This is a genomic window from Synechococcales cyanobacterium T60_A2020_003 (genome assembly GCA_015272205.1).
Classification (GTDB): domain Bacteria; phylum Cyanobacteriota; class Cyanobacteriia; order RECH01; family RECH01; genus JACYMB01.
Genome location: JACYMB010000101.1, coordinates 1 through 6,312 on the forward strand (window position 1 = coordinate 1; position 6,312 = coordinate 6,312).

At 49.4% G+C, this 6,312-nt stretch carries 7 protein-coding genes and 2 pseudogenes; 2 read left to right on the forward strand and 7 right to left on the reverse strand.

What is annotated here, in order from left to right; all coding sequences use genetic code 11:
* The first annotated feature begins 91 nt into the window (after window positions 1–91).
* Entirely contained in the window at window positions 92–487 is a 396-nt protein-coding gene (locus IGR76_05105; protein MBF2077899.1) for a MerR family DNA-binding protein, read from the forward strand.
* 71 nt (window positions 488–558) lie between these two features.
* Here IGR76_05105 and IGR76_05110 read toward each other — a convergent pair whose 3' ends face one another.
* The 4 genes and pseudogenes from IGR76_05110 to IGR76_05125 form a co-directional block, all read right to left on the reverse strand.
* On the reverse strand, window positions 559–804 hold the full coding sequence (locus IGR76_05110; protein ID MBF2077900.1) for a DUF167 domain-containing protein: 246 nt from the start codon (window positions 802–804) through the stop codon (window positions 559–561).
* Window positions 805–904: 100 nt separating this feature from the next.
* Window positions 905–1,486, reverse strand: coding sequence for a hypothetical protein (locus IGR76_05115; GenBank protein ID MBF2077901.1), 582 nt, complete (start codon window positions 1,484–1,486; stop codon window positions 905–907).
* Between the two features lie 68 nt (window positions 1,487–1,554).
* A pseudogene (locus tag IGR76_05120) lies at window positions 1,555–1,968 on the reverse strand (sodium-independent anion transporter).
* 100 nt (window positions 1,969–2,068) lie between these two features.
* Window positions 2,069–3,160, reverse strand: a pseudogene (locus IGR76_05125) (transposase).
* Window positions 3,161–3,547: 387 nt separating this feature from the next.
* Between IGR76_05125 and IGR76_05130 the strand changes: the two are divergent.
* On the forward strand, window positions 3,548–3,937 hold the full coding sequence (locus tag IGR76_05130) for a hypothetical protein (protein MBF2077902.1): 390 nt from the start codon (window positions 3,548–3,550) through the stop codon (window positions 3,935–3,937).
* A 602-nt stretch (window positions 3,938–4,539) separates the two neighbouring features.
* Here the strand turns inward: IGR76_05130 and IGR76_05135 are convergent.
* From IGR76_05135 to IGR76_05145, 3 genes are all read right to left on the reverse strand, one after another.
* Complete coding sequence (locus IGR76_05135) at window positions 4,540–4,863, reverse strand: hypothetical protein (protein MBF2077903.1); 324 nt, start codon at window positions 4,861–4,863, stop codon at window positions 4,540–4,542.
* An 88-nt stretch (window positions 4,864–4,951) separates the two neighbouring features.
* Window positions 4,952–5,119: a hypothetical protein gene (locus tag IGR76_05140; GenBank protein ID MBF2077904.1), complete on the reverse strand. Its 168-nt coding sequence runs from the start codon at window positions 5,117–5,119 to the stop codon at window positions 4,952–4,954.
* A gap of 413 nt (window positions 5,120–5,532) precedes the next feature.
* Entirely contained in the window at window positions 5,533–6,072 is a 540-nt protein-coding gene (locus IGR76_05145; GenBank protein ID MBF2077905.1) for a cyclic nucleotide-binding domain-containing protein, read from the reverse strand.
* Window positions 6,073–6,312: the final 240 nt, after the last annotated feature.

Genomic DNA, 6,312 nt, shown 5'->3' on the forward strand with positions numbered 1-6,312 from the left:
TTCCTAAACTTTATCTGACAACCTTATGAGTTGGTATAAGGTTTAACATGGGTTAACCACGGGTAAACCACACTGTATTGGAGCGGTATCCATGTTGCAGGTTGGAGAAGTTGCACGGCAGTTAGACTTAAATCCCCAAACCCTTTACTTTTATGAACGGATTGGCTTGATTCCACCGCTTCAGCGCACGGAGTCGGGGTATCGGCTCTTTAGTCAGCAAGATGTGGATCGGCTGGTTTTCATTACAAGAACGAAGGCTTTGGGGCTGACTCTCGATGAGATCAAAGATATTCTAATGCTGCGGGATGGGCGATCGCTCACCTGCGGGGCCGTCTACGAGCGATTAGCCAGCAAGCTTGCCCAGATTGAGCAACAAATCCAACAGCTACAAACTTTGCAACAGGAGCTACAACCACTCCTCGAGCAATGTCAGATTGCCAATCCCCAGAACCCCTGTATTGCCTTGGAAACCCCTTTGGAGCATTAGGCGATTCGGGACAACAGGGACAAATAGTTTTTGCCATATGTGGCGATCGCTATTGCAACCAACTGATGCGCCTAATCTGCTTCAAGCTTAACGGCGAGAAGCCTTATCCGCCCAGATTTCCCATATTTAATCGCTACAGCAGACTTACGACAGCTAAAGTGTGCTGCGACCAAAGCAAGAAGTTCAGTCTTGGCTTTGCCGTCTACAGGTGGCGATTTTAGCCGTGCTAGCCAGCTACCATCAGGCAGTTGTTCCAACAACGATACACGAGAATTGGGTTTCACTTTAACTTGCAGTCTGATTTCCACTGGAAACAACCAAGAATTGGACAGTAAAGACTAAATCATTGCCAAGCCGCTATCAAGGTCTATCAAGGTATGGCCATTACAAATGCTTCTATTACCATTTTCTCTGCACTTAAATTACTGCTTGAGGAGATATCAAGTTAATCTCGCCTGTAAGCTCAGCAAAATAAAGTTCTACGTCTAAGTTGGGATAGCGCTGCCGAATTTGTTCATAGGCTTGGTTCAGGTACTTAGCGTGGAAATTTCTCTCGGATGTCAAATCCGAAAATGGCTGTTTGTGTACACTAGCGTAGGCTCCACAGTCTTGATGATCAAGAATAATCACTTTGTTGATGTTATGTAACTGCTTGGATAAGCCAAGTTGATCCCAAAATGCTTCTGCCTCTGCGGGGTGGGGAAACCCAGTTAGAGCGAGGGATGCTCCGGCTAACGCAACCCAATCATAGGCTTGGTCTAAATGCTGGTTGGACAAAAAAGATTGCTCCAAGCTAACAAAGCGAAAGTCAATACAGGTCAAGACCAATGCCTTTGCCCGATGTTCGTCGGCTAGAACGGGTTGAGGACACATCAGGCTTCCACCATAGATGAGTCCAGTCGTGAGTATCCCCTTTAGGAAAAAACGACGGGAGACTGTGCCAGTCTGGTGACAACAGCGACACTTAACATCATGCTCTATCTGAGTTGGTTTAGTCATAGATCGGTTGGGAGATTGAGGTAGAAGTGCTGAGGTGTGACCGATCGCCTCCTCCGTCGCCCTTGAGCTTATGGGAGGACTTCCTCAGGCTTTTCCTGAGACAAGGGCGAAGGTAACTCACAAACTAATTGAGAAGTAATCGATTCTACGGCGGCATCGGTACTGTCAAGACAGTTCTCTGGCCCAATGCGATCGAGTAAACCAGTGCGATCGAGAAGTTGCTTAACTTCTGGCTGTAAACCACTGAGCAGAAGTTGGCAACCCCGACGCTTCAGGTCGTGGTAGATGTCTTCTAGGGCGACTAGACCTGTCGCATCCATATTAGGGACAAATCGCATCCGCAAAATAAGGTAGCGGACTTCGGGTTCATCGCGAAGGAACGTCACAAAGCGTTCGGCAGCTCCAAAAAACATCGGTCCATCCACTCGGTACACCGCGATTTGCTTGCCCAGTTCCAGGGGAATGCCGGGGGGAAAGACTTCTGCCCTTAGTGGTGCAGAAAACTTTTTTCGAGTCTCAAGCTGAGACGAGAGTGACTTTAGAGAAGCTGATCATGAAGTCCTGAATGAGGTGTTTATGCTTCGATGCCGAAGCAGGGGGCGGACTTTTGTAAGGCAAGGGTTGTAGCCAAGGCAAAGTCAGCCCTTTGTAGCAAAGGGTAGCCAATTCTCGAAGTCCCAGTTGCAAGAAGCTCAATCCCCTTCGAGAATGCCAATCCAGGCGCAAACGCTGGCCCTGTAGAACGACGCTGAGGCCGAGCATCCCAGCGAAGAGGTAGGCAATATCGAGCAGCATGAACAGGCAAGTGAGGGCTTTAGCATCGCGTAACCTGGAGCGAACCACCTCAAAGGCGGCTGACTTGTAGTCCTTGAAGTGAGGTTCAATTCCCCCAAAGCGCTGACCATACTCGGTGAAGGTCGCAAGAGAGGTGGGCTGCTGGCTAAGCACAGCCCAATCGTCAGCCGCTGCGTCAGTGCGCGCGGTGGCTAAGTGGCAGTGAATATCCTCTAGCATCGTCACATTGTCGAAGAGATTGGCCTGATTCATCGGTGGGAGTAGGTCGCGTACCGCTCGGGTCCGTCCGTTGGCTAGGGTGACGAGTAAGTCAGACTTGGCCCGAATTGCCCAGGACCATTGATGGTGCTGCAACCAGCGAATGAGTTCTCCATGCTCGAACCCTCGGTCAGCCAGAAAGGTGACCTGACATTCCGGGGGCAAGAGAGCCTTGGCCCGCTCCAGCAGAGGTCGATAGTCCTTGAATCCCACCGTAGCGCTACCATGCTCGATGACTTGCCCTGCTAGAGTCAAAGAGCGTCCTCCCCAAGCGAGACAAACCTGGATTAGGCCGAACTGGTCCCACTGCATACTGGTGTCGAGGGTCAGGACGACTGCCTCTCCCTCAAAGGCTTGGAGGCAGTGACGCATCAAAGGGTCATAAAAGGTTTCTGCGGTGATAGCATCGTTGCGCACGAAGTAGCTCAGTCGTTCCAGGTGGGCACGGGCCTTGCAGTTGCGATGGCTCAGGAAAGGCAGCCAGTGGCTCAAGCATCCCGACTGGGATTGTAAGATTGCAGCGACGATCTCGGCGCAGCCGCTGAGGTGCCGTTGGTCCTTGGGGGTGACCCATTGACTCAATTGGGTTCGCAGTTGAACATGGAGTTGGGGTGAGGTCATGGCCAGCGCTTTTTGTGTAGGAACTTTGAGCCTGCCATATCTTGCCCCTCTTCGTCACCCCCCTGTCTCATTGAGAATTACAGCATAGATAGGCTTTCAGGACTTTTCTGCACCACTAAGTTTTAAGAGTCTTGGATTTCTAAGTGCAAGGCTAAATCGGCTGAAACGTCGAGGATGTGTAAATTGACCTTGCACTTCATTACAGTTTTATTGGCTGTAATGACGATATATCAGCGGTTTTGACTTTTTCAGCAAGCCCTATGTAGCAATGATTCGCATTATGGTACGGCGACGGGCGTAAATTCTTACCGTTTACGTATTCTCAAACAACTTCTCACAAATAACGTAGGATTGTACGAAGTAATCAAACATTTTGAACTACATGTTATGGGTATTTTTAAGAGGGCTTTCCCCTGTGCACTGATCTTTTTGGCTACCACAGCCTTACCTGCAAAGGCTAACCCGCAGTTTTGTATGTATGAAAATCCTGAGAAGCCGCAAGAAAATCTACGCTACCGTGGTAATTTTCGTATCAAGTATCCAGCAACTGCACCAGGATGCACAATCGTTTCACGTGGAATGCCGGAACCTGGTGGGACAGCTAGGATTTTATGGCCGGATGGAGTGACTACTGAGATTGTGATGAAGACTTTAGGAAAAGTCCGTTTTGGTAAGTTGGAAGGAACAGCCACTGTTGATGGTGAAATAGCTGATATGGAAGCAGTAGAGGAATATTGCTTTGTAATTCGTGCAAATCGAAAGAAAATTTGTTACTAATTATTTGTGGTGACTGCTCTTTTCCTGGTCGCGTTTCGCGTCGCCGCTGTCCTTGCCGGAGATGCTCTGCTAGTCACTTTTCCTAGGCTTTGCCTAGGAATTGGCTGTTTTGAGGCTCCTGCCTCCTGTTTTGTTTCTTGAATACGGTTGGCAGGAGCCGCATTCGGAAGGCGCTCAGGGCACAGCCCTGTCACCAGAGAAAACGTCCCATTTCGAGGGGTGGGGATTTAATCCGTTGCATCGTGCGACCGTAGGGACGTTCCGCTGAACGTCCTGACCAGCCTTAGCCTAGCCCGATGAATGGCGGTTCATCCCTACCGCTCCCGACAACAACGGGATGATTAAATTTCTGGAGGTCCCTTAATGAACCAAGCCCACCGTAGCTTCACCCTCAGAGAAACAGCGCCCATTGGTGCAGAAAAACAGTTGCGCCATTGCCCTAAAATCAAAGCATTCTGTGGCCCTTCTGCCCTAGATCAGGGTGTTGAGACTCTTCTAATCCGAATCAGTACGGTCGCAGATTCACAGAACGCTTGGTATATTGGTGTTGCCAGGTGACGAAATTCGGCTCCACGCCGTGTGATCACTGCCCAGGCAGTGTCCTATATCCCTGGCGCTCCAATCCAATCATGCGTCTCACGAATACATTGGGCAGCAATTGGATTTCGCTTGGTGTAGTAAACGCCGTAAGAGGCTTCTACATCGGCATCAGGGTCTCTAATGACACTGACGATAGGCTGAATGTAGTCCACATACCGCTCCTCACCCCTTTCGAGGAGCCGATATAACGCCCAAAGGCAATAGTCTACAGCTTGCAATCCTGCATCAATCTGTGGCTTGCTCGACTGGATTTCAATGGGTGCTGTGACAACGATGTTCTGTTGATTCGCGAACCGTTGACGCGCAGCCAATAGCGCATTTTTCAAAGCAATTGTTCTATCTGACTTACCTCGCGTAGCAAAACAATTTTATAAGCTTGCTCCTTGTGTAACCGCTCCTTGAACAATAAACGAATCAAATAATCATAAAGCTCGTATCGTCAAGCCGACCTGCGGCAACATCTTCCTCGAACTGTCGATCCCACACTGCCGCATCAAATTCGGCAAACCACACCCGGAAGTTGGCAAGCTCTTCTACTGATAGCCGCCTGACAGCTTGCTCGATTTCTTGCAAATTACTCATACGCCAGGAAAACTTACAGATAAGCGTTTCTACGATAACTCGATACAAGAAAACCGTAGCAGGTGATTATTGACACCCGTAAACTTTATTCTCAACTTAGCTTATGCAGGAAAGTTAAGAAATGACTGCTTTATGAAGATACTTCTGAACATGCTCGAGCCTGTCCCATATAAAGTCATCCCCAATAACAAGATAGTGTATTGGGGATAATGACATTACAGTTATTCCATCAATACAAGAATATTCATCCTCCTCATTGCTCGGAATATAACCACCGTGATGCACAAGTCGATTGCGTACTTTACGGAGAGAGTCAATTCTCTCTCGACTATCTTCCACGCCAGTCAGATCAATGCAAGCATATTCAGTTCCACGCGCCCCCCATTCCTGATTAACTCAAATCCGCTCCGCCCCTAAAATCCGCGCAGCCGCTTCACCAAGGTTTCCAAGCGATGCCGCGCCATCGGCAAATGCTCCACCACCGAAGGACTCAAATCCCGCACCACCTGAAACGGCGAGGCAAATTCCACATCCTCACCATAACCCAACAGCGCCACCGTACTCCGCATCCGATCGGCCATAAACAACGCGATCGCCCGATAGAACCGGGCCGCAAACCCCGAATCAGCCGCAATTTTCTGCTGCAACTGCTGTTTGGGAATGGAAAAAATCAGCGCATTCGTCAGCGCCCGCACCGTCGCCAAGGGTGGACGCGCATCCAGGAAAGAAATTTCACCCACCACTTCGCCACTATCGAGCTGGGCAATCTCTTTGCCAATTTTATCGATCGTCACACTCAGCTTCCCCGTCAGCACAATATACAGCGTATCGATCTGAAACCCTTCCTGAATCAGGGTCGTCCCCGCCGCAATTTTTTCCTTGCGTCCCACATAGAGAAACCAATCAAGGTCTTGGTCCGTCAGTTCACCCAAAATAAACAGAATTTTCTTCATTCCTGAACTCCTCCGGCGCATCATCCGCCGTCAGTCAGATTTGCCCCATCTTTCACCTCCCACACTACCGAGCCGCAATCCCGATGCCCTCTAGCCTAGGACATACTCCTATGCAATAAAGCGACGTTCTATCGCATTTTCATTACTAAATCTTTATATTTGCCACGAATCATCATGTTTCATCACAACCACCTTCACAATCACCTTCACAGCCGCCATGACAGCCGCATTGCCTAAGCG

Bases quoted from the DNA above. Each gene is read 5' to 3' on its own strand.
- IGR76_05105 (MBF2077899.1), top strand. From the start codon at position 92: ATGTTGCAGGTTGGAGAAGTTGCACGGCAGTTAGACTTAAATCCCCAA.
- IGR76_05115 (MBF2077901.1), bottom strand. From the start codon at position 1,486: ATGACTAAACCAACTCAGATAGAGCATGATGTTAAGTGTCGCTGTTGT.
- IGR76_05130 (MBF2077902.1), top strand. From the start codon at position 3,548: ATGGGTATTTTTAAGAGGGCTTTCCCCTGTGCACTGATCTTTTTGGCT.
- IGR76_05140 (MBF2077904.1), bottom strand. From the start codon at position 5,119: ATGAGTAATTTGCAAGAAATCGAGCAAGCTGTCAGGCGGCTATCAGTA.
- IGR76_05145 (MBF2077905.1), bottom strand. From the start codon at position 6,072: ATGAAGAAAATTCTGTTTATTTTGGGTGAACTGACGGACCAAGACCTT.